The 21,221-nt window shown below is 69.9% G+C and carries 17 protein-coding genes; 4 read left to right on the top strand and 13 right to left on the bottom strand.

Translation table 11 applies throughout. From position 1 onward, the window contains the following. Positions 1-3 precede the first annotated feature (3 nt). From AB0I54_RS11195 to AB0I54_RS11175, 5 genes are all read right to left on the bottom strand, one after another. Entirely contained in the window at positions 4-2,442 is a 2,439-nt protein-coding gene (locus AB0I54_RS11195) for an FAD-dependent oxidoreductase (protein ID WP_363295668.1), read from the bottom strand. Between the two features lie 1,737 nt (positions 2,443-4,179). Then, entirely contained in the window at positions 4,180-5,148 is a 969-nt protein-coding gene (locus AB0I54_RS11190; protein ID WP_363295667.1) for an ABC transporter substrate-binding protein, read from the bottom strand. Positions 5,149-5,174: 26 nt separating this feature from the next. After that, a complete protein-coding gene (locus AB0I54_RS11185) occupies positions 5,175-7,151 on the bottom strand; it encodes an ABC transporter permease subunit (RefSeq protein WP_363295666.1) in 1,977 nt (658 codons plus the stop codon). After that, the gene (locus tag AB0I54_RS11180; RefSeq protein WP_363295665.1) at positions 7,151-8,242 is read right to left on the bottom strand and encodes a glycine betaine/L-proline ABC transporter ATP-binding protein; all 1,092 of its coding nucleotides are present in this window, start codon (positions 8,240-8,242) and stop codon (positions 7,151-7,153) included. Before AB0I54_RS11180 ends, AB0I54_RS11185 begins: the two co-directional genes overlap by 1 nt. Before the next feature lie 20 nt (positions 8,243-8,262). After that, positions 8,263-9,732 (bottom strand): aldehyde dehydrogenase family protein, encoded by a 1,470-nt coding sequence (locus AB0I54_RS11175; protein ID WP_363295664.1) that lies wholly within the window; start codon positions 9,730-9,732, stop codon positions 8,263-8,265. 208 nt (positions 9,733-9,940) lie between these two features. On the opposite strand from AB0I54_RS11175, the gene purU reads away from it, so the two are divergent. Continuing rightward, entirely contained in the window at positions 9,941-10,813 is an 873-nt protein-coding gene (gene purU, locus AB0I54_RS11170; protein ID WP_363295663.1) for a formyltetrahydrofolate deformylase, read from the top strand. 81 nt (positions 10,814-10,894) lie between these two features. Here the strand turns inward: purU and AB0I54_RS11165 are convergent, their stop codons facing one another. After that, positions 10,895-11,728 carry a 5,10-methylenetetrahydrofolate reductase gene (locus tag AB0I54_RS11165; protein ID WP_363295662.1) on the bottom strand — a complete coding sequence of 278 codons (834 nt, stop codon included), beginning with the start codon at positions 11,726-11,728 and terminating at the stop codon, positions 10,895-10,897. 3 nt (positions 11,729-11,731) lie between these two features. Next, entirely contained in the window at positions 11,732-13,402 is a 1,671-nt protein-coding gene (gene betA, locus AB0I54_RS11160; RefSeq protein ID WP_363295661.1) for a choline dehydrogenase, read from the bottom strand. Positions 13,403-13,557: 155 nt separating this feature from the next. Here betA and AB0I54_RS11155 point away from each other — a divergent pair, with 155 nt between their 5' ends. After that, complete coding sequence (locus AB0I54_RS11155) at positions 13,558-14,355, top strand: IclR family transcriptional regulator (RefSeq protein ID WP_363295660.1); 798 nt, start codon at positions 13,558-13,560, stop codon at positions 14,353-14,355. Between the two features lie 62 nt (positions 14,356-14,417). On the opposite strand, the gene AB0I54_RS11150 is transcribed toward AB0I54_RS11155, so the two are convergent. From AB0I54_RS11150 to AB0I54_RS11130, 5 genes are all read right to left on the bottom strand, one after another. Further along, on the bottom strand, positions 14,418-15,551 hold the full coding sequence (locus tag AB0I54_RS11150) for an aromatic ring-hydroxylating dioxygenase subunit alpha (protein WP_363295659.1): 1,134 nt from the start codon (positions 15,549-15,551) through the stop codon (positions 14,418-14,420). Between the two features lie 90 nt (positions 15,552-15,641). Beyond that, the gene (locus tag AB0I54_RS11145; protein WP_363295658.1) at positions 15,642-16,805 is read right to left on the bottom strand and encodes an FAD-dependent oxidoreductase; all 1,164 of its coding nucleotides are present in this window, start codon (positions 16,803-16,805) and stop codon (positions 15,642-15,644) included. Next, complete coding sequence (locus AB0I54_RS11140) at positions 16,802-17,164, bottom strand: bifunctional 3-phenylpropionate/cinnamic acid dioxygenase ferredoxin subunit (RefSeq protein WP_316764487.1); 363 nt, start codon at positions 17,162-17,164, stop codon at positions 16,802-16,804. The genes AB0I54_RS11145 and AB0I54_RS11140 overlap by 4 nt, the downstream gene beginning before the upstream one ends. A gap of 194 nt (positions 17,165-17,358) precedes the next feature. After that, positions 17,359-17,991, bottom strand: a complete 633-nt coding sequence (locus AB0I54_RS11135) for an MBL fold metallo-hydrolase (RefSeq protein ID WP_363295657.1) — start codon at positions 17,989-17,991, stop codon at positions 17,359-17,361. Beyond that, complete coding sequence (locus AB0I54_RS11130; protein ID WP_363295656.1) at positions 17,991-19,076, bottom strand: S-(hydroxymethyl)mycothiol dehydrogenase; 1,086 nt, start codon at positions 19,074-19,076, stop codon at positions 17,991-17,993. Before AB0I54_RS11130 ends, AB0I54_RS11135 begins: the two co-directional genes overlap by 1 nt. 185 nt (positions 19,077-19,261) lie before the next feature. On the opposite strand from AB0I54_RS11130, the gene AB0I54_RS11125 reads away from it, so the two are divergent. Beyond that, positions 19,262-20,035 (top strand): class I SAM-dependent methyltransferase, encoded by a 774-nt coding sequence (locus AB0I54_RS11125; RefSeq protein WP_363295655.1) that lies wholly within the window; start codon positions 19,262-19,264, stop codon positions 20,033-20,035. 113 nt (positions 20,036-20,148) lie between these two features. After that, positions 20,149-20,496 (top strand): DUF1330 domain-containing protein, encoded by a 348-nt coding sequence (locus AB0I54_RS11120; RefSeq protein ID WP_363295654.1) that lies wholly within the window; start codon positions 20,149-20,151, stop codon positions 20,494-20,496. 45 nt (positions 20,497-20,541) lie between these two features. Here the strand turns inward: AB0I54_RS11120 and AB0I54_RS11115 are convergent, their stop codons facing one another. Beyond that, positions 20,542-21,084, bottom strand: a complete 543-nt coding sequence (locus tag AB0I54_RS11115; protein ID WP_363295653.1) for an MOSC domain-containing protein — start codon at positions 21,082-21,084, stop codon at positions 20,542-20,544. Between the last annotated feature and the right edge of the window lie 137 nt (positions 21,085-21,221).

Here is a 21,221-nt window from a genome sequence, read left to right as displayed (position 1 = left end):
GCACTAGCCGCGCAGTCGGGACATGGTCGGGTCGAACAGGGGCTCCTCGGCTACGACCGCCTCGATGCGCCGGTCGAAGTAGCCGATGTGCACGGTGGTGCCGGGTGTGGTGAGTTCGGCCGGGAGCCAGGCGTAGGCGATGCCCTTGCCGATCGTGTAGCCGTAGGCGGCGCTGGTGACGTAGCCGACGGCGCGGTCGCCGTCGTACACCGGCTCCTTGCCCATGACGACGGATCGGGGGTCGTCGATGGTGAGGCAGGTCAGCTTGCGGCGGACGTCGGCCCTGCGGCGTTCGAGTGCGGCCTTGCCGATGAAGTCGTCCTTGTCGGGCTTGACGGCGAAGCCGACACCGGCCTCGTAGGGGTCGTGCTCGTAGGTCATGTCGGTGCCGAAGGAGCGGTAACCCTTCTCCAGGCGGAGGCTGTTGAAGGCGCCGCGGCCCGCGATGACGCCGCCGAGCGGCTCGGCCGCGGCCCAGAGGGTGTCCCAGAGCTTCTGGCCCAGGTCGGCGGTGGTGTACAGCTCCCAGCCGAGTTCACCGACGTACGACAGCCGCATCGCGGTGACGGGGACGCTGCCGATGTGGGCGCGCTTGGCGCGGAAGTATTTGAGGCCGTCGTTGGAGAAGTCGGCGTCCGTGAGCGGCTGCAGGACCTTGCGGGCGAGCGGTCCCCACAGGCCGATGCAGCAGGTGCCGGGGGTGATGTCGCGGACCTGGACCGTGCCGTCGGCGGGGAGGTGGCGGGTGAACCAGTCGAGGTCGAGGTTGCCGTTGGCGCCGACCTGGAAGAGGTCGCGGGCGAGGCGGGCGACGGTGATGTCGCTGCGGATGCCGCCGTCGTGGTCCAGGAGCAGGGTGTACGTCACGGAGCCGACGGACTTGTCGACCTTGCCGGTGGCCAGCCGTTCCAGGAAGGCGGCGGCGCCGGGGCCGGTGACTTCGAGGCGCTTGAGGGCCGTCATGTCGTACATCGCCACGGTCTCACGGGTGGCCTGGGCCTCGGCGCCGACGATGGGCGACCAGTACTGTGCGGCCCAGTCGTTGGGGGTGGGGATGGAGCGGCCCTCGACCAGGCCCGCGTTGGCCTCGTACCACTGCGGGCGCTCCCAGCCGTTCGCCTCCAGGAAGAACGCGCCGTGTTCCTCCTGGCGGGCGTGGAAGGGGCTGGTGCGGATGGGGCGCGGCTTTCCGGAGGGCTGGAGCGGGTGCAGAATGTCGTAGACCTCGACGAAGTTCTGGCAGTCGCGGGCCAGTACGTACTCCGGGGAGAGCTGGTGCGGCTCGAAGCGGTTGACGTCGCACTCGTGCAGGTCGAAGGACGAGCAGTAGCCGTCGACCAGCCATTCGGCGACGGCACGTCCGACACCGGCGGAGTGGGTGACCCAGACGGCCTCCGCGACCCAGAAGCCCTTGACCTCCGGTGACTCGCCGAGGAGCGGGTAGCCGTCGGTGGTGAAGGAGAACAGGCCGTTGATGCCCTCCTCCACCTTGGCCTCCTTGGTCGAGGGCAGGAGGGACCGGGTCTCGGTCCAGGCGTCCTCGAAGTCCTCCTCGGTGAACTTCAGGACCGAGGGCATCTGGTCGGCCTCGTCCACGGAGAGGATGTCGTCGGCGGAGACGGGCATGGGGCGGTGGCCGTAGTAGCCGATGCCGATGCCGTCGAAGCGGTCGCGGTAGTAGAGGTCGGCGTCCTGGTGGCGCAGGATCGGGCGCACCGCCTCCTCGGTCTGGCCGGCGAGGGCCGGAACCGGGCCGGTCCAGGCGAGTTGGTGGGCGAGCGGGGTGAGCGGGAGGTTCATCCCGACCATGCGGGCGATCTTGGGGCCCCAGATGCCGGCGCAGCACACGACGATGTCGGCGGGGATCTCGCCCTGGTCGGTCATGACGCCGGTGACGCGGCCCTCGCTCTGCCGTACGTCGAGGACCTCGTGGCGGGCGAGGAAGCGGACGCCGCGTTCAGTGGCCCGGCGGATCTGGGCCTCTACGGCGAGGACGGCCTTGGCGAGGCCGTCGGTGGGGACGAGGAGGCCGCCGAGGACGCGGTCGCGGTTGACGAGCGGGTGCTGCTCCACGCACTCCTCGGGGGTGAGCAGGCGGGCCTCGATGCCCCAGGCGGTGATCCAGCCGTGGCGGCGGTGGAGTTCGGCGAGGCGCGCCGGGGTGGTCGCCACCTCCAGGCCGCCGACTTGCAGGAAGCAGGGCTTGCCGTCGACGTCGAGGGAGCAGAACTTCTCGACGGTGTAGCGGGCCAGCTCCGTCATGGTCTTGGAGGGGTTCGTCTGGAAGACCAGGCCCGGGGCGTGCGAGGAGGAACCCCCGGTTGCCGGAAGGGGGCCCTGGTCGACCACGGTCACTTCGGTCCAGCCTCGTGCGGAGATCTCGTCGGCGAGGGCCGCTCCCACGACGCCCGCTCCGATGATGACCACTCGGGGTCCCGCCATCGCCCAACCTCCGAACTCGAAGCAGTCCAGTTGCTGTCTACGCAACATGATTCAGGTTGCGCAACTCAATGTGCCTGGCTCCGAGGAGGGGTGTCAAGGGGGTGCAGTACGTCGGTGAACAGCCCGGAAACGGGGGGTGGGAGCGGGGCCGGACGTGCCGGGGCCCGGCGGGCGGTGACTGCACCCTGCCGGGCCTCGAGAAGGTTTTCGCCCCCGCCGCCCCTACCCGTCCCATCCCTGGGGGCTGCCGCCCCCAGCCCCCCGCTTCGGCCCGAACGGCCACGTCCTCAAACGCCGGACGGGCTGAAGGAATCAGCGCGTCCCGGGTCTGACAGGCGGGGCAAGCCCCAGGAGGGGTGCTACGGGGGGCCAAGCCCCGCGAACGGCGGTACAGGGAACACAGCTCCCGCCAGGCGCCGTCGACGGGCCCAGCAGAGCACGCAGGCGAAGCTCGTCCACGAACAAAGTCGACGCGCCCCCGCCAGGGACCGCAGTCCGAGCCCCACCAGAGCAGAGAGGCAACGCCCCACGACGTATCCAGGGGCCACAGTCCCCGCCGTAAGGGCAAGACCCCGGCAGAGCACGGGGGCGAAGGCTCGCGCCGCGTGCAGGGGACACAGCCCCCGCCGGAAACCTCGAGCCAACCTCGACAGGGCACGGGGGCGAACCCGCACCGGATGCAGGGAACGCAGCCCCCGCCGGGATCCGCAGACGGGAGACCCGGCGTGGCACGTGGGCAAAGCCCCTCCAGGGATACAGGCACCCCAGCCCCAAGGGACCACAGGCCACGCCCCGTCAGGGGTGCAGCAGACTCCCCGCTGGCAACCGCGAGCCCAGCCCCGGCAGAGCACGGAGGCGAACCCCGCGCCGGATGTAGGGGACGCAGCCCCCGCCGGGATCCGCAGACGGGAGACCCGGCGTGGCACGTGGGCAAAGCCCCTCCAGGGATACAGGCACCCCAGCCCCAAGGGACCACAGGCCAAACCCCGGCAAGGTACGCCGGCGACGCCCCGTCAGGGGTGCAGCAGACTCCCCGCTGGCAACCGCGAGCCCAGCCCCGGCAGAGCACGGAGGTGATGCCCCACCAAGGGTGGGGGGACCCAGCCCCCGCCAGGACCGCAGGCCGAACCCCAGCGGAGTACGGAGGCCCCCACGAAGAGCGCACGGGAAGCCATCCCCACCGGGAGCCGCAGGCGGAAACCCGCCTGCGTACCCAGGCAAAACCCCGCCAGAGCTACAGGCGACCCAACCCCCACCAGCAGCCACAGACCGAACCCCAGCAGGCCACGCAAGCCACGCCACACCAAAGGCAGAAGTGACCCAACCCCCACCAGGGACCACAGGCCGAACCCCAGCAGATGTACAGACGCCCCCACCAAGAACACACGGGAAGCCATCCCCACCGGGAGCCGCAGGCCGAAACCCGCCCGCGCACCCAGGCAAAACCCCGCCAGAGCTACAGGCGACCCAACCCCCACCAGCAGCCACAGTCCGAGCCCAGCAGGCACGCAAGCCAAGCCACACCAAAGGCAGAAGTGACCCAGCCCCCACCAGGGACCACAGGCCCAACCCCAGCAGGGCGCGCAGGCGGAGCCCCGGCAGGGGTGCAGGGGGCGCAGTCCCCGCCGGGGGTGAGGGGGCGGAGCCCCTGGGGATGGGATGGGTAGGGGCGGCGGGGGCGGAAGAAACGCGCCGCCCGCCCCGGCAGCTACCTCCACCCGTCGAAGTCAGCCGGCCCTACTTCAGCCACGCATCCACCTTGTCTCGGTTCGCCTCCACCCACTTCTTCGCTGCCGCCTCGTCGGACAGCTTGTCCACCGCGATGTACTTGGCCACGGTGTTCTGGTCGTCGTTCGTCCAGTTGAACTTCTTCACCAGGTCGTACGCCGGACTGCCGGACTTGGCGAACTTCGCGCTGACGATCTTGTTCAGGTCGTAGACGGGATAGTCGCACGCGACCTTGGCCGCATCCGCGTCGCAGCCCGTCTTGTACGCGGGCAGGTTGACCTTCACCAGCGGGACCTCGGATAGGAACCACTGCGGCTCGTAGAAGTAGCCGATCACCCACTGCTTGTTCTTCTCGGCCGTGCGGAAGGCCTGGATGAGCGCGGTCTCGCTGCCCGCGTACACCACCTTGTAGTCCAGCTTCAGGTTCTTCACCAGCGCCGCGTCGTTGGTGACGTACGACGGGTCGCCATCGAGCAACTGGCCCTTGCCGCCCGACTCGGACGTCTTGAAGTTGGAGGCGTACTTGTCGAGGTTCTTGTAGTCGGTGATGTCCGGGTGGGCCTTGGCCAGCCACGGCGGCACGTACCAGCCGATGATGCCCTTGTTGCCGGTCTGCCCGGCGTCCACGGCGGTCTTCTGCTGGGTGATGTACTTCTTCTTCAGATCGTCGTGGCCCCAGTTCTCCAGGACGGCGTCGACCTCACCGGTCCCGAAGCCCTGCCAGGCGATCTCTTCCTTCAGGTCCTTCTTGTTGACCGTACAGCCGAGGTCGTGCTGCGCGACGTACGCGACGACCGCCGCGTCCGCCTCGTAGCCCACCCACGGGTTGACCGCGAGGTTGAACGTGCCGCACTTGCCGCCCGAGCCCTTCGATCCGCCCTCGGACGAGCTGTCGCCGACCTTCGCCCCTCCGCAGGCCGTGAGGGTGAGGCCGAGTACGGCCAGGCCGGCCGCGCCGGCTCGCCAGTGTCTTGCCATGGTGTCCTGCTCCTTATGCCCTGGTCCTATGCCCTGGTGCGTCGCGCCGCAGCCTGGGTGATCCGGTCGAACATGACTCCGAGCAGTACGATGGCGAGTCCCGCCGCCAGTCCCTTCCCGTACAGCTCTCCCTGCGAGAATCCGGCCACGACGTCGTAGCCGAGGGCGCCGGCCCCTACCAGGCCGCCCACAACAACCATCGACAGCACGTAGATCAGCCCCTGGTTGGTCGCGAGAGTCAGGGCGCTGCGTGCCATCGGCAGTTGGACCTTGGTGATGATCTGCCAGGTGTTGCACCCGGCGGAGGAGGCCGCCTCCACGGTGGTCTCCGGTACGTTCCGCACCCCGTCCGCGATGATCTTGATCGCGACGGGCGCCGCGTAGACGACGGCCGCGACGATGGCGGTGAAGCGGGTGGCGCCGAAGAGCGCGAGGAACGGCACGAGATAGACGAACGGCGGCATGACCTGCGCCGCGTCCAGCGTGGGCCGGATGACCCGGTCGACCAGCGCGCTGCGGCCCATCCATACGCCGAAGGCGACGCCGAGCAGCATCACCAGTACGGTCGCGACCACGGTCGAGGCCAGCGTCGTCATGCTGTCCGACCACAGGCCCGTACCGACCAGCAGGCCCACGCACACGGCCGCGGTCACCCCGGCGCGCCAGCCGCCGAGCACCGCGCCGAGCCCGACCAGGGCGGCCGCGACGAGCCACCACGGGGAGTCGGTGAGCAGCGTCTGGAACGGGTTGAGCAGACCGTTGGTGATGGCGTCCCGGAAGGCGTTGGTGAGGCCCGAGAGATGGTCCTGCATCCAGGTGGTGGCCGTGTCGGCCGCACTCGCGATGTTGCTTCCGGTGCTGCCCTCGCCGGGGAACTCGGCCGCCCAGATGTAGGTGTGCGAGAGATAGACCAGGACGGCCGCGGCGACTCCGCCCGCCGCCAGCAGCGGCCGGCGCCACTTCAGGAAGCGGTCGCCCGAGCGCCGGGCCGCCTCGTCGCGTGCGGCCGCCGCCGTGGTGACCCGGTCCAGGACGATGGCCATGACGACGATGGCGAGACCGGCGTTGAAGGCCGTACCGACATCGAGCGACTGCAGTGCCTGCACGACGGTCTTGCCGAGTCCGGGAGCGTCGATCAGGGCGGCGATGGTCACCATGGCCAGGGCGGCCATGATGGTCTGGTTGATGCCCATGACCACGGTGCGCTTGGACAACGGCAGCAGAACCTTCAGTAGTTGCTGGGTTCGCGTCGTGCCCAGTGAGTCGGCCGCCTCCGCGGTGGTCTGCGGTACGGAGCGGATGGCGTGCGCGGTGATGCGGATGGCGGGCGGTGCCGCGTAGATCACCGTGGTGATGGTGGCGGAGGCGCCGCCGATGAGGAAGAACAGGGTCAGCGGGGCGAGGTAGACGAAGGTCGGCATCGTCTGCATGAAGTCCAGGAAGGGCGTCATGATCCGGTTGAACCGGTCGGAGAGGCCCGCCCACACGCCGAGCGGGATGCCGATGAGCAGGGCCACGAAGACCGCCGACAGGGTCAGCGCCAGTGTGTCCATGCTCTCCTGCCACAGGCCCTGGAGCCCGAGGAAGGTGAAGCCGGCCACGGCCAGCAGGGCGACCCTCCAGTTGCCCACGGCCCAGGAGACATAGCCGGTGAGTCCGACGACGCCGAGCCAGCCGATCTGCGGGACCGGACGGCCGTCGGTGGGCTGGGAGATCAGCGACTGGATGAAGGTCACCAGGTTGTCGATGACCAGGCGGATCTCATTGAAGAAGTAGAGGAAGAGCGGGTTGGAGTCGCGGTTGGCGCCGATCGTGTCGTTGACGTCGTTCAGCCAGCGGTGCAGACCCGTGAGGTCGGCGGCGGCGAGGGTCATCGTCTGCCGGCCGCGCAGCGCGGCGAACAGCACCAGCCAGACGAGCAGGATCGCCGCCAGCACCATGGGCCGGCTGACCTTCCTGCGCAGGTGTGCGACCGGCGCGGTCGCGTCGGCGGCGACGGCCATCACGCACCGCCCTGCTGACCGGCGACGACGGCGAGGATCTCCTCGTCGCCGACGATGCCGAGCAGTTTGCCGTTCTCGACGACCTTGACCGGCTTCTCGGCGGCCAGGACCGCGCGGGTGGCCTCGCGCACCACTACGTCCGGGCCCAGTTCGGGTCCGTCGAGGGCGTCGTCCGGCTCGGCGCGGCGCATGATCCAGCGCAGGGTGAGGACGTCGCCGCGTGGCACGTCCTGGACGAAGTCCCGTACGTAGTCGTCGGCGGGGGCCCCGACGAGTTCGTCGCCGGTGCCGCACTGGACCATCTTGCCGTCGCGCATGATGAGGATGCGGTCGCCGAGCTTGAGGGCCTCGGAGAGGTCGTGGGTGATGAACACCATGGTCTTGCCGACCTCGTGGTGCAGCCGGATGACCTCGTTCTGCATGTCGCGGCGGATCAGCGGGTCGAGCGCGGAGAACGGCTCGTCGAAGAAGAGGACGTCCGGGTCGCCGGCGAGGGCGCGGGCGAGGCCGACGCGCTGCTGCATACCGCCGGAGAGCTGGTCGGGGTAGGAGTTCTCGTATCCGGCCAGGCCGACCAGTTCGACGACCTCCATGGCCCGCTTGATGCGCTCCGCCTTGCCCATGCCGCGGATCTCCAGGCCGAAGGCCACGTTGTCGACGACCCTGCGGTGGGGCAGCAGACCGAAGTGCTGGAAGACCATGGAGAACTTGTTGCGCCGCAGTTCGCGCAGCCGCCCGGGGTCGGCGCCGCGGATGTCCTCGCCCTCGAAGACGATCTCGCCCGCGGTGGGTTCGATCAGCCGGGTGAGGCAGCGCACCAGGGTGGACTTGCCGGAGCCGGACAGACCCATGACGACGAAGACCTCACCGGGCGACACCTCGAAGTTCACATCGCGCACGGCGGCGGTGCATCCGGTGCGGTCCATGAGCTCGCGGCGGGTGAGGCCGCACAGTTCCTCGGAGTCCGGCACCTGGTCGGCCTTCGGCCCGAACACCTTCCACAGCCGGCGCACGGAGATGACCGGGGTGCGGTCCTCGGGGTCCTGGGACGTGTCGCGCCGCTGCGACACCTCGGTCTGTGCTGGGGTCACGATCGACCTCTTTTCGGCGTTCAGCCGCGGAACCAGTGCTGCGGCCGGGGTTGGATGTTCTGCCAGACGTGCTTGGGCTCTCGGTATTCGTCCAGACCGGTCGGTCCCAGCTCCCGGCCCACGCCCGAGTGCCCGAACCCACCCCACTCCGCCTGCGGCACATAGGGGTGGTAGTCGTTGATCCACACGGTGCCGTGGCGCAGCCTGCGCGCGACCCGCTGGGCCTTGCCCGCGTCCTGCGTCCAGACGGCTCCGGCGAGTCCGTATTCCGTGTCGTTGGCGATCCGGACGGCGTCGTCCTCGCCGGAGAACCGCTCGACGGTGAGCACGGGACCGAAGGACTCCTCGTGCACCACGCTCATGTCCTGCCGGCACTCGTCGAGGACGGTGGGCGGGTAGTAGAAGCCGTTCGCCAGCGCGGGGTCGTCGGGGCGCTCGCCGCCGCAGCGCAGTACGGCGCCCTCGGCGAGGCCCGCCGCGACGTAGGCCTCGACCTTCTCCCGGTGCTGTGCGGAGATCAGCGCACCGGTCTCGGCCTCGGCGTCGAAGGGCCCGCCGAGGCGGATCTGCCGGGCGCGGCGTACGAGTTCGTCGACGAAGTCGTCGTGCAGGCGGTCCTCGACGATCAGCCGGGCGCCGGCCGAGCAGACCTGCCCGGAGTGCAGGAAGACCGCGGTGAGCGCGAAGTCCACGGCGGTCTCGAAGTCCGCGTCGGCGAAGACGACGTTCGGGTTCTTGCCGCCGAGCTCCAGCGCGACCTTCTTCACCGTCGCGGCGGCGGTGGCCATGATGTGCCGTCCGGTCCGGAGGCCTCCGGTGAAGGACACCATGTCCACGGCCGGGTCCTCGGCCAGCGGCGCGCCGGCCTCGGCTCCGGCGCCCAGCACCAGATTGGCGGCGCCGGCCGGGAGTCCGGCCTCGTGCAGGGCCCGCATCAGCAGGATCGAGGTGGAGGGCGTCAGCTCGCTGGGCTTGAGCACGATCGTGTTGCCGGCGAGGAGGGCGGGGGCGACCTTCCAGGAGGCCTGCAGCAGCGGGTAGTTCCACGGGGTGATCAGTCCGCAGACGCCGACGGGCTCGTAGGTGACCCGGCTGAGGGCGTCGTCGCGGCCGGTGTCGACCACCCGGCCGGAGCTGGTGCCGGCGATGCCGCCGTAGTAGCGGAAGCAGGAGACGACATCGGCGATGTCGTACTCGCTCTCCACCAGACGCTTGCCGGTGTCGAGCGACTCGGCGCGGGCGAACTCCTTGGCGTCCCGCTCGATGAGGTCGGCGGTGCGCAACAGCAGTGCGCCGCGCTCACGTTCGGGGGTGTGCGGCCAGGGGCCCTCGTCGAAGGCCCGGCGGGCCGCGGCGATCGCGGCCCCGGTGTCGGCGCGGGTCGCTTCGGACACCGTCGCCACCAGCGTGCCGTCCGCCGGACAGCGGATCTCCCGGTGGCCTCCGGCCACCGCTTCGCGCCATTCTCCGTCCACATACAGGTCTGCCACGAGCGGAGCCCTTCGACCGAAATTCGTTGCGCATCGTGCATCGAATTGCTTGTGGGGGAACCCTGACCGACGCTGAGAGATACGTCAAGGGGTCCCGGCGTTTTCGCAAGGGCCGAATGCCCCTCTCTTGACCGCCGACAGTCCCAGGCTGAACTATGTTGCGTATCGCTCACCCAGTTGTGTATTACGCATCAACGGAGGCCTGCGTATGTCCCCTAGACCGCAATCCGGCCGTGAGTACGTCCTCACCCTCTCCTGTCCCGACCGGGCCGGACTGGTCCACGCAGTGAGCGGCTACCTCGTCAGGAACTCGGGAAACATCCTGGAGAGCCAGCAGTTCGACGACCGGATCCAGGGCCGCTTCTTCATGAGGGTCCACTTCGACGTGTCCGATCCGGACACCCGCCTGGAACAGTTGCGTTACCGATTCGGGCCCGTCGCCGAGGCCTACGGGATCTCCTGGACCCTCCGGGACGCCGCGACGCCGACCCGGACGCTCATCATGGTGTCCCGGTTCGGACACTGCCTGAACGACCTGCTCTTCCGCTGCCGCACCGGCGCCCTCAACATCGAGATCCCGGCGATCGTCTCCAACCACCGTGACTTCGAGTCCCTGGCGGAGACCTACGGCATCCCCTTCCACCACATCCCGGTGACCCGGGAGACCAAGCCCGAGGCGGAGGCACGCCTGCTGGAGCTGATGCGGGAGCTGAACGTCGACCTCGTGGTGCTGGCCCGTTACATGCAGGTCCTCTCCGACGACCTGTGCAAGGAGCTGGAGGGCCGCGCCATCAACATCCACCACTCCTTCCTGCCGAGCTTCAAGGGCGCGAAGCCCTACCAGCAGGCGTACGAGCGAGGGGTGAAGCTGGTCGGCGCGACCGCGCACTATGTGACGCCGGAGCTGGACGAGGGCCAGATCATCGAGCAGGACGTGGTCCGGGTGGACCACTCCCTCGACCCGGACGACCTGGTCACGGTCGGCCGCGACGTGGAGGCACAGGTCCTGGCCCACGCGGTGAAGTGGCACACGGAGAGCCGCGTGATGGTCGACGGGAACCGCACGGTGGTCTTCCGCTGAGCGGCGGCGCGCGCACACCGGGCGGGGCTGGAATCACCGGATTCCAGCCCCGCCCGGGCGTTCGTACACAGGTGCCGGCCCTCAGCCGAGCCGGTCGAGCAGGGCCCGGCGCCACCTCTCCGTCTCCGCGACCTGGTTGAACGTGAAGACGTGCAGGCCCGCCACGCCCGCCGAGGGCGCGGCCAGCGCGTCCGCGCCGCGCTCCAGGAGCCGTTCGGGCACATAACCCCCGGGTGTCGCGAACCGCAGGAACCACGACGCGTGTCTGCTCAGGAAGCGTGCGGACTCCCCCACCCCGATCTTCGTCGCCATGGACAGCAGCTTCGCGCGCTGCACGGGCCCGGCGACGCCCACGTACAGGGGCAGCGTGACGTCGCGGCGCCGTATCCGGGCGATCCAGTCGCCCAGCACGCGCGGATCGAAGCACAGATTGCTGACGATGTACGTGGCGTGCGCGCGCTTGTCCCACATCGCCTGGATGGTGATGTCGTCGTGGATGAGCGGATGGCTCTCCGGGTAGCCGGTGATCCCCAGCCGTGCGAAGGGGCTGCCCAGTTCGCTCAGTCTGCGCAGCGCGGGCAGCGCCCCGTCGTACGGCCCGGCGGGCGGGTCAGCGTCGCCCGCGGGCACGAAGACGTCGTCGACGCCCGCCGCGAGCAGCCGCTCCACCGTGTCCTTGAGGTGCGTGTCGTCCCGCAACAGCCGCGCGGGCACGTGCGGGACGACCCGGTAGCCGTGCGCCGTGAGCCGCTCGGTGAGGCCGAGCGTCGGCTCCAGGCCCTTGACCGGCGACGCCGTGACGGTGACGACGACCTCGCGCGGGACATGGGCAAGGACCTTCTCCTCCGTCGCCCTGGCCGGCAGCACCTCGTAGCGGACGCGGTCCAGCAGCGTCCGCAGGACCTCGGCGCCCAAGGCCTACCCGGCCTGCTTCTGGGCGTCGCGGTGGCGGTAGTAGGCGGCCTTGGAGGGCGCCGCCGGCTCCTTGCCGAGGATCAGGTCGGCCGCCTTCTCCGCGATCATCATCACCGGCGCGTAGATGTTGCCGTTGGTGACGTAGGGCATGACCGAGGCGTCGACGACCCGCAGCCCGTCGAGGCCGTGCACCCGCATGCTCAGCGGGTCGACCACGGACATCTCGTCGGTGCCCATCTTGCAGGTGCACGAGGGGTGCAGGGCGGTCTCGCCCTCCTTGGCGACCCAGGCGAGGATCTCCTCGTCCGTCTCGACGGAGGGACCGGGCGAGACCTCGCCGGCGTTGTACGGGGCGAGTGCGGGCTGGTCGAGGATCCGGCGGGCCACGCGGATCGCCTCGACCCACTCCCGGCGATCCTGCTCGGTGGAGAGGTAGTTGAAGCGCAGCGCGGGGTGCTCGCGCGGGTCCTTGCTCTTGATCTTCACGGAGCCGATGGCATCGGAGTACATGGGCCCGACGTGCACCTGATAGCCATGGCCGCCGGCCGGCGAGGAGCCGTCGTAGCGGACCGCGACGGGCAGGAAGTGGAACATCAGGTTGGGGTAGTCGACGTCCTCGTTGCTGCGGGCGAAGCCGCCGGCCTCGAAGTGGTTGGTGGCCGCCGGGCCCTTGCGCAGCAGCCACTGGAGCCCGATGAAGGGGGCGCGCCACTTCGCCATGTACGGCTGCATGGAGACGGGCTGCTTGCAGCCGTACTGGACGTACACCTCCAGGTGGTCCTGCAGGTTCTCGCCGACGCCCGGCAGATCGTGCACGACGTCGATACCGAGGGCGGACAGTTCGGCGGCGTTGCCCACACCGGAGAGCTGGAGCAGCTGCGGGGAGTTGATGGCGCCGCCGCACAGGATGACCTCACGGGCCCGCACCTGCTGCGGCGCACCGCGTCCGCGCCGGTACTCGACGCCGACGGCACGCTTGCCCTCGAAGAGGACCCGGTCGACGAAGGCGCGGGTCTTCACGGTGAGGTTGGGCCGCTTGCGGACCGGCTTCAGGTACGCCTTGGACGCCGAGAGACGCCGTCCGCGGTGGACATTCCGGTCGAACTTCGCAAAGCCCTCCTGGCGATAGCCGTTGACATCGTCCGTGGGCGCGTAGCCCGCCTCCTCGGTGGCCTTGAGGAACGCGCCGAACAGGGGGCTGGTGGCGGGGCCGCGCTCCAGGACGAGAGGGCCGTCGTGACCGCGGAACTCGTCGTCGGGGTCGGCCGCGAGACAGTTCTCCATGCGCCGGAAGTACGGCAGACAGTGGGCGTAGTCCCAGGTCTCCATGCCGGGGTCGGCGGCCCAGCGCTCGTAGTCCATGGGGTTGCCGCGCTGGAAGATCATGCCGTTGATGCTGCTGGAGCCGCCCAGCACCTTGCCGCGGGCGTGGTAGACGCGCCGGCCGCCCATGTGGGGTTCGGGCTCGGACTCGTACTTCCAGTCGTAGAAACGGCTGCCGATGGGATAGGTCAGCGCCGCGGGCATGTGGATGAACACGTCCCAGGGGTAGTCCGGCCTCCCCGCCTCCAGGACCAGCACCCGGTTCGCCGGGTCGGCCGAGAGCCGGTTGGCCAGTGCGCTGCCGGCTGATCCACCGCCGACGATGACGAAGTCGTAGTGCAGAGGAGCCATGGTGCCTCGTCTCGCTCGCTCGCGCTGTCAATACGCGAGGCATGCTAATACGGGTGTCGCTATACGCACCAGGTTGCGAACAACGCAACTTGCAGGCTCCGTGTTTCCGCACGGTTAGTTGCAAGACTGTTGTTTACTGCGCGTATAGTTTCGCTATGAGCAACTACAGTCCAGATACCGAAACAAACGGTGCGCCGGCCGGCGGGGTGCAGTCCGTCGACCGCGCCATCAGCGTCCTGGAGATCCTGGCCCAGCGCGGCGAGGCGGGCGTCAGTGAAGTGGCCGCAGAGATCGATGTTCACAAGTCCACCGCGTTCCGGCTGCTCGGCGCCCTGGAGGCGCGCGGGCTGGTGGAGCAGGCGGGCGAGCGCGGCAAGTACCGGCTCGGCTTCGGCATCGTACGCCTGGCCGGTGCCGTCACGGGGCGACTCGACATCACACAGCAGGGCCGCCCCGTCTGCGAGCGGCTCGCCGAGGAGATCGGCGAGACGGTGAACATCGCCGTGATGCAGGAGCACTACGCGATCAACCTCTACCAGGTACGCGGCCCGTCCGCCGTCGCCGCACACAACTGGGTCGGTGAGCTGACCCCGCTGCACGCCACGTCCAGCGGCAAGATCCTGCTCGCCCATCTGCCGGCCCAGGAGCGCGCCACGCTGCTGTCGGAATCCGGTCTGAAGAAGATGACGCCCCACACCCTGACGGCCAAGGCGAAGCTGGAGAAGAACCTCGCCGAGGCCCGGGAGCGGGGCTACGCCGCCACGCTGGAGGAACTTGAGATCGGACTGCACGCCATGGCCGCACCGGTGCGTGACCGGGACGGCGAGGTGATCGCCGCGATCAGCGCCTCCGGGCCCTCGTACCGGTTCACCGAGCAGCGCATGCACGAACTCGCCCCCGTGCTCCTCAAGGGCGCGGAGGAGATCAGCCACCGGATGGGCTACCTGGGCTGAGCGGCCCGCGCCTGCTCCGGACCTCGGGGCCGGAGCGCAGGCCGCGGGCCCACGCCCTTGCGTCACTGCGGCCGGTGCGTGCCGAGGCGCTCGTGCACCCAGTCGTGGAAGGCGCCGATGTGGTGCTCGCTGGGCACGAGGACACCGCCCTTGGCGTACAGCCGTGAGCTCATGCCGGGCTGGGTCCGCTCGCAGGCGTCGAAGTCCTGGCGGTTGACCCGGTCGAAGAGCTCCACCGAGCGGCTGACGTCCTTGCCGCTCTCCACCACCCCTGGCAGATAGAGCCAGTCGCACTCGACGACCGTGCGGTCGACGGCCACCGGGTACATACGGTGGAAGATCACATGGTCGGGCACGAGGTTGATGAAGACCTGCGGCTTGATGGTGATCGCGTAGTAGCGGCGGTCCTGGTCCTGGGACACGCCGGGGATGCGGTCCAGGCCCTCGGAGCCGTCGACCGTGAAGCCCTGGACCTCCGCACCGAACTCGGCACCGTGGCCCACGTAGTACTGGGCGGCGTAGCCGTCGGCGAACTCCGGGAGCACCTCGGTCAGTTCGGGGTGGATCGTGGCGCAGTGGTAGCACTCCATGAAGTTCTCGATGATGAGCTTCCAGTTCGCCCTGACGTCGTAGACGATCCGCTTGCCCACCGCGAGGTTGTCGATGTCGTAGTGCTCGATCGACTCCATGTCCCCGAGGCGGTTGACGACCTCGCCGAGGACGTCCTCCTCGAAGGAGGGCGGGTTCTCCGCCAGACAGACCCAGACGTAGCCGAGCCATTCGCGCACCGCCACGCCCACCAGGCCGTACTCGGTGCGGCCGACGTCGGGCATCTTGGTGAGGTTGGGCGCCGCGACGAGCTTGCCGTCGAGGTCGTAGGTCCAGGCGTGGTACGGGCACTGGAAGGCGCGCCTGACCTCGCCGGTCTCCTCGGTGCAGAGCTTGGCTCCACGGTGCCGGCACACATTGAAGTAGGCCCGGATCGAGTGGTCGCGCGCCCGGGTGACGAGGATGCTCTCGCGGCCCACGTCGACGGTGCGGAAGGCGCCGGGCTTCGGCAGATCGGAGGCTCGGGCGACGCAGAACCACATCGTCTCGAAGATGCGCTCCTGCTCCTGGGCGAAGATGCCCGGATCGGTGTAGGAGGAGCCGGGGAGGGTGGCGATCAGGCTGTCCGGCAGGTTTGTCGAGGTCACGCTGCACTCCTCGGGAACGTCGTGGATCGGTCATTCACCCGCCGGGAAGAGCGACTTCGGACGGCGTTGGGTATCGGGCGTCGGGTGTGGTCAGGGCGCGGCGGCACTGAGCTGCTTGCGCCAGCGGGTGAACAGCCGGGGCTGGTTCATCCCGAGTGCGGCGACCGGCCGGCCGGCGCGCCGGTAGACGGCCAGGAAACTGCGGTCGTCGGTGGCGCCGTCCTCGACCGTGACGCTGTCGGCACCGGCGGCGTGGCCGACGAACTGGATCTTCACGCCGTACTGGTCGGACCAGAAGTACGGCGGCCGGGGCACGCCCGGTTCCGTCGCGCCGTGCGCGAGCAGCGTGGCCACGGCGGCATCGGGACGTTCCAGCGCGCCGGTCCAGTGCTCGACGCGCCGGTGGGTGCCGGTGTACGGGTCGTACCAGTTGGCGCAGTCGCCCACGGCAACCACACCGGCCAGGCTGGTGCGGCCGTCGGCGCCGCACTTCACCCCGTTGTCGAGCTCAACGCCGGATCCCTCCAGCCAGTCGACACAGGGGCGCGCCCCCACCCCGACGACGACCGTGTCGGCGGGCACGCTGCGGCCGTCCTCCAGCAGTACGGCGTCGACGCGCCGTTCCCCGCTCAGGCCCTTGACCCCGACACCGCACAGCAGCCGTACGCCGTGGTCGGCGTGGAGGGCGGAGACGATGCCCCCCATGACCTCGCCGAGCGGCCCGGCCAGCGGTGTCGGCGCCGCCTCGACGACCGTGACGTCGAGTCCGAGCGCGTACGCGGTGGAGGCGACCTCGGCGCCGATGAAGCCGCCGCCGATCACCACCAGGCGGCCGCCCCGGGCGAGTTCGTCGCGCAGGGCGCGGGCGTCGTCCAGGGTGCGCAGGACGTGCACGCCCGTGAGGCCTTCGGAACCGGGGAGCGTGCGCGCGGCGGCGCCGGTCGCGAGGACCACGCCGTCGGCCCGGATCCGGCGGCCGTCGGCGAGCCGGATCGCCCGCTCGGTGCGGTCGAGGCCGGTGGCGCGGGTGCCGAGCACCCACTCCGCCGCCAGGTCCTCGTCGTCCCGCTCCAGCGCCAGATCCGCTTCGCCGATGGCGCCGGTCAGGAACTCCTTGGACAGGGGCGGCCTGTCGTACGGGCGGTGCGGCTCGTCGCCGATGAGGACGAGCCGTCCGTCGTACCCCCGCTTCCGCAGCGAGCGCGCGGCCGACAGACCGGCCAGCGAGGCGCCCACCACGGCGACGGTCCTCACGCGGGGCCTCCGGCCAGGCGGGAGGCGACGCAGGGCGGCAGGTTGGGAGCCTCCGTGGACACCCGCACATAGATCATGCCGTCCTCGACGACGACCTCGTGGGTGCGGACCGGGAGCTTGGCCGGCGGGGCATCGACGGCACCGGTCCTCAGGTCGAACTTCGAGGCGTGCAGCGGGCATTCCACCTCGCAGCCCTCCAGCCAGCCGTCGGCGAGCGAGGCGTCCTGGTGGGTGCAGGTGTCGTCGATGGCGAAGAGCTCGCCGTCATCGGTGTGGAACACCGAGACCGGCGGGTCGATGTCGAGCCGGTGGGCCTCGCCTCGCGGCAGATCCGCGAGTCGGCACGCGGGAATCATCATGACACCTCGGTGCGTATAGCGAAACGGATTGCGATTAGCGCAACGCCAGTCTGCGGGCCGCGCTGAACCCTTGTCAAGGTGTCCAGGGACCGGTTCGAGGCGGTTGCGAGGGCCTGTTTCCGGGCATGCCGAAGCACCCCGGACAACAGGGCTGAGCAGGCGGAACGGGCGCCGCGCAGGGGGTGCGACGGCGGTCAGAAGCCGCGGTCGATCCACTCCTGGAGGTGCGGCGCCTCGGCGCCGACGGTGGTGGTGTCCCCATGGCCCGTATGGACGACGGTCTCGTGCGGCAGCGCGAGCAGGCGCTCCCTGATCGAGTCGATGATGGTGGGGAAGTCGCTGTACGACCGTCCCGTCGCCCCGGGTCCGCCCGCGAAGAGGGTGTCGCCGCTGAACAGCGCCATCAGGTCGGGCGCGTACAGACAGACGGCTCCCGGGGCGTGACCGGGGGTGTGCAGCACGGTCAGCGGTGTCCCCGCGACCATGACGGTCTGCCCGTCGGTCAGTTCACCGTCCGGCGCCCGCTCGGGGTGGGTCTGCTTCCACAGCGGCAGGTCGCCGGCGTGCAGCAGGATCGGGGCGCCGGTGCGGGCGGCCAGCTCGGGTGCGGCGTCGATGTGGTCGTTGTGGGCGTGGGTGCACAGGATCGCGCGCAGGGCGCGTCCGCCGAGGGCCTGCACGACGGCGTCCGCGTCATGGGCGGCGTCGATGACGACCGCCTCGCTGTCGTCGCCCACGATCCACACGTTGTTGTCGACGTCCCAGGTGCCGCCGTCCAGGGCGAACGTCCCCGAGGTGATGAGGCGTTCGATGCGCGCGGCGGCCATCAGAAGACCACCACCGAGCGCAGGACGTCACCGTGGTGCATGCGCTCGAAGGCCTTCTCGACCTCGTCCAGGGCGATGGTCTCCGTCACGAACGCGTCGAGGTCGAGGCGGCCCTGCAGATGGAGGTCGATGAGCATCGGGAAGTCACGGGAGGGCAGGCAGTCGCCGTACCAGGACGACTTCAGCGACCCGCCCCGGCCGAACACGTCCAGCAGCGGCAGTTCCAGCTTCATCTCCGGGGTGGGCACGCCGACGAGCACGACCGTGCCGGCCAGATCGCGGGCGTAGAAGGCCTGCCGGTACGTCTCCGGCCGCCCCACCGCCTCGATCACCACGTCCGCGCCGAAGCCGCCGGTCAGCTCACGGACCGCCTCGACCGGATCGGTCTCCTTGGAGTTGACCGTGTGGGTCGCGCCCAGCCTCCTGGCGGTCTCCAGCTTGCGGTCGTCGATGTCCACGGCGATGATCCTCGCCGCCCCGGCGAGCCGCGCCCCGGCGATGGCGGCGTCCCCGACGCCGCCGCATCCGATGACGGCCACGCTGTCACCGCGTCCGACGTCGCCGGTATTGATCGCGGCGCCGATGCCCGCCATCACCCCGCACCCCAGGAGCCCGGCGACGGCAGCGGACGCCGCCCGGTCCACCTTGGTGCACTGCCCGGCCGCGACCAGCGTCTTCTCGGCGAAGGCCCCGATGCCGAGGGCCGGCGAGAGTTCCGTGCCGTCGGTCAGGGTCATCTTCCGCTCGGCGTTGTGCGTGTTGAAGCAGTACCAGGGCCGGCCGCGCAGACAGGCCCGGCACTGGCCGCACACCGCTCGCCAGTTCAGGATCACGAAGTCCCCCGGCGCCACCTCCGTGACCCCTTCGCCCACGGACTCCACCACGCCGGCCGCCTCGTGCCCCAGAAGAAAGGGGAAGTCGTCGTTGATGCCGCCCTCGCGGTAGTGCAGATCGGTGTGGCAGACGCCGCAGGCCTCGACCTTGACCAGGGCCTCCCCGGGGCCGGGGTCGGGCACGACGATCGTCTCCAGGCTGACAGGGGCGCCCTTGCCCCGCGCGACAACGGCACGAACCTGGTGGGTCATGGCCACTCCTCGGCTGATACGAGTCGGGATGTTGCTCATTACGGCACACATCTCACGTGTCGCAACACAGCATCGTGGAGCACCGTGCCCCGGTCAAGGATCGGGATGCGCCTCTCGCAAACGGGCGCCCGGACGTGGCCCGCAGCAACCCCGTGCCTACGATCCCGGTATCGGGAAGGGGATCAATGGACCGGGACATCCGCACCGTGGAGGACGTACTCAGGCTCCTGGACGGCCTGTTCGCGTCGGAGGCCGACCGCTGGACCGCCCGGGCGGCCTCCTGGTGGGACGGCTTCTACGCGGACCGGAGCAAGCCGGTGCCGTTCTTCGCGACGAAACCGGACGAGAACCTGGTCTCGTACCTGGACCGCGGCCTGATCGCCCCAGGTCGCGCCCTGGACCTGGGGTGCGGCCCGGGCCGTAACGCGCTGCATCTCGCCTCGCTGGGCTTCGCGGTGGACGCGGTCGACCTCTCCCCGGCGGCCATCGCCTGGGCCCGCGACCGTGCCCACGAGACGGGTGCCGACGTCCGCTTCCACTGCGGCGACGCCTTCGCCTCGACGGGCGCCGCGCTCGACGGCCCGTACGACCTCATCTACGACTCCGGCTGCTTCCACCACCTGCCGCCGCACCGCCGTATCAGCTATCTCGCCCTCCTGGACCGGCTCCTCGCACCCGGCGGCCTGTTCGCCCTCACCTGTTTCGCGGCTGGTGCCATGGGGTCCGAGCTGTCCGACACCGAGCTGTACCACCGCGCCGGCCTCCAGGGCGGCCTCGCCTACACACCGGAGTCCCTGCGCTGGGTCTTCTCCGACCTGGCGGCCGTCGAGCTGCGCCGCATGCGCGACGAGCCCTCCGACTCCCCCCGCTTCGGGGAGCCCTTCCTCTGGACGGCACTGTTCCGCCGCGACGCGCAGCCGTGCGCGGACGCGGACGCGGGCCGATGGTCGATCCGATGACCGCTCTCGCTGTCGATCCGGGACGATGGCGGTTACCTGCCGGGTAATCGCCCACGCGGCCACGCCATGACACGATCTTCGGTGTACGGAGCCCGACCGACCGGAAGGACACCATGCCCGCCTACGCGATAGCCCACCTCCAGGAAGCCACCCCGAACCCGGAGATCGCCGAGTACATCGAGCGGATCCCCGCGACCTTCGAGCCGTACGGCGGCCGCTTCCTCGTGCACGCCGCACAGCACGAGGTGAAGGAGGGCAGTTGGCCGGGGCACGTGGTGGTGATCGCCTTCCCCGGCATGGCCGAGGCGCAGGCGTGGTGGGACTCACCCGCGTACCAGGAGATCGCACCGCTGCGCTCCCGCCACATCGAGGGCGACATCATCCTCGTCCCGGGCGTCCCGGAGAACTACGACCCGGCGACCACCGCCAAGGCGATGCGCGAGGCGATGGCCGCCGAGTAGCCGACGGATCATCCGGGGGCCCGTTCCGGCCCCCGCCCCCGTGGGTCAGACGCGGTCCAGCGGCCGATGTGGTTCGTCCGGCAGCTTCGCCTCGATCGTGTCGCCCGGGCGCACCACACCGCCCTGCTTCACGATGCTCATGATTCCGGCCTTGCGCACGACGTTGCCGGCATCGTCGCGGCCGACGACCCGCTTCAGCAGCCCCTGGCGGAAGTTGTCGATCTGTACGCACGGGTTGCGCAGGCCGGTCACCTCGACCACCGCCTCCTCGCCGATGCACAGCAGTGTGCCCACCGGCAGGCTCAGCAGGTCGATGCCACGGGTGGTGACGTTCTCACCCAGCTGACCGGGCGCCACCTCGAAGCCCGCCTCACCCACCTCGTCGAAGAGTTCCTCGTGAATGAGGTGGACCTGGCGCAGATTCGGCTGCGTGGGATCGACCGCGACGCGCGAGCGGTGCTTGACGGTCACGCCTGCGTGCACATCTCCCTCCACACCGAGCCCGGCGAGCAAGGTGATGCTCGCGCGGTTCGGCTTCGTGAACGAGTACTGACCGTTGCTGCTGACCGCTGCCACGATTCCGTTCAACTCCGGACCCCCTCCTCGAAGTGTCGACCTTCAAGATCCTAACGAGGGCCCGCGACCAAATCCCTTCCATCTCCCACGTCGTGAACAACACACGGCACTCATGCGCCCCCGGTCACATCTGCGCAGGAGCGTCACAC

Origin of the sequence: Streptomyces sp. NPDC050625 (genome assembly GCF_040654755.1) — a bacterium.
In the GTDB taxonomy this organism is placed as follows: domain Bacteria; phylum Actinomycetota; class Actinomycetes; order Streptomycetales; family Streptomycetaceae; genus Streptomyces.
Note: the sequence above shows the minus strand (reverse complement) of the source record. Positions and strands in the feature narration are given on the sequence as shown.